Source organism: Alcanivorax quisquiliarum, from assembly GCF_023051175.1.
Taxonomy (GTDB): Bacteria; Pseudomonadota; Gammaproteobacteria; order Pseudomonadales; family Alcanivoracaceae; genus Isoalcanivorax; species Isoalcanivorax quisquiliarum.
Map to the genome: position 1 here is coordinate 1 of NZ_JALKII010000034.1, position 1157 is coordinate 1157.

The following is a 1157-nucleotide window of genomic DNA, read 5'->3' on the forward strand; positions in this document are numbered from 1 at the left end:
ATTTGTCTTTCAAGTCTTAGGACTTCTAGAGTTGTATTACTGTGAGGTACCAAGTAATCAACCAAAAAGAGTCTTAAAAATGGGCCCCATGCATCTCATGGTTTTCTTACTTCTTGGTCTTTTCCAATCCTCTTTGGCAAGGGCTTGCGTAGGCTGTCCCTACAATGTAGATGTCAACGACCCTGCTGCCAATCAACGCCTAAAAAGCAAACTCCAACATGCTGCTCCAAAAGGTTTGGCAACTAATGAAATGGTCGAGCTTGTAAGAATTAAGGAATTGAAAGAACAGGTTGTAGCCGGCTTCATCTATTCTTATGACTTCGAAGCAAGAGGTTTGAAATCTAACTCTCTCTATGACTGCAAATTTGTTATTTTTGAACAAGCTTGGTTGCACCGTGAGGAAGTCAAGGAATACCGTTGCAGGGTGGTTCCTTCTCACAAACAGAAAAGATCTCTTCCTGGATCAGAATTCATGATCGACGCAGAAAAGAACTCTGACTTACAAGAGCTCAAGCCAATCATCGGTGGTGCAGTTGGAAAAAAATTAAATTCCAAATATTTGATGAAAGTTGTAAAATTCTTCAAAGCCACCGAACAGATTGTCGAAGGTTCTTTGTTCAGAGCTACTGTAGAAGTTGCCACCACTGACTGCCTCCAAAACAGCCAATCAGAAGAATGCCAAATCCTCGATGAGGACCGCCAAATCTGTGATGTTCAAGTATGGTACAGGCCATGGCTGAACAAGAAGGAAGTCGAAGAAGTCAGTTGCAGGCCACAGCCTAAGTTCTGTGCCGGCTGCCCAGTAGAGATTAGCGCTGAAGACGCCACTGCCCAACAGTGTTTGAAGAGGGCATTGAGTAATCTGAATGCCCAATCACATAACAGCCATGAGCTCTCTCTGGTTAAGATCAACAGAGCTACTTCTCAAGTAGTCGCAGGTGTCAAGTATACTTTCGAATTTGATGCCAGCGATGAGAACTCAGGCTACACCTGTAAGGCAGCCGTCCTCTCACAGCCCTGGATCTCCGAAGATCCCGCTGTTGTGGAGTTCAATTGTGCTCCCAGCTCACAGTAATAGCCGGTCTCAAGTCACATCTTAAGTGAGACCCTCGAGATCTATAAGGACCCAACAAAAAGGTACCTCAGTTGGGGAAAAT

1 protein-coding gene is annotated in these 1157 nt (G+C 44.5%); it reads left to right on the forward strand.

Annotated features, from left to right (window positions below):
• Window positions 1–1075: cystatin domain-containing protein (locus MU846_RS14500; RefSeq protein WP_246953983.1), on the forward strand; the 1075-nt coding region annotated here is incomplete at its 5' end.
• Window positions 1076–1157: the final 82 nt, after the last annotated feature.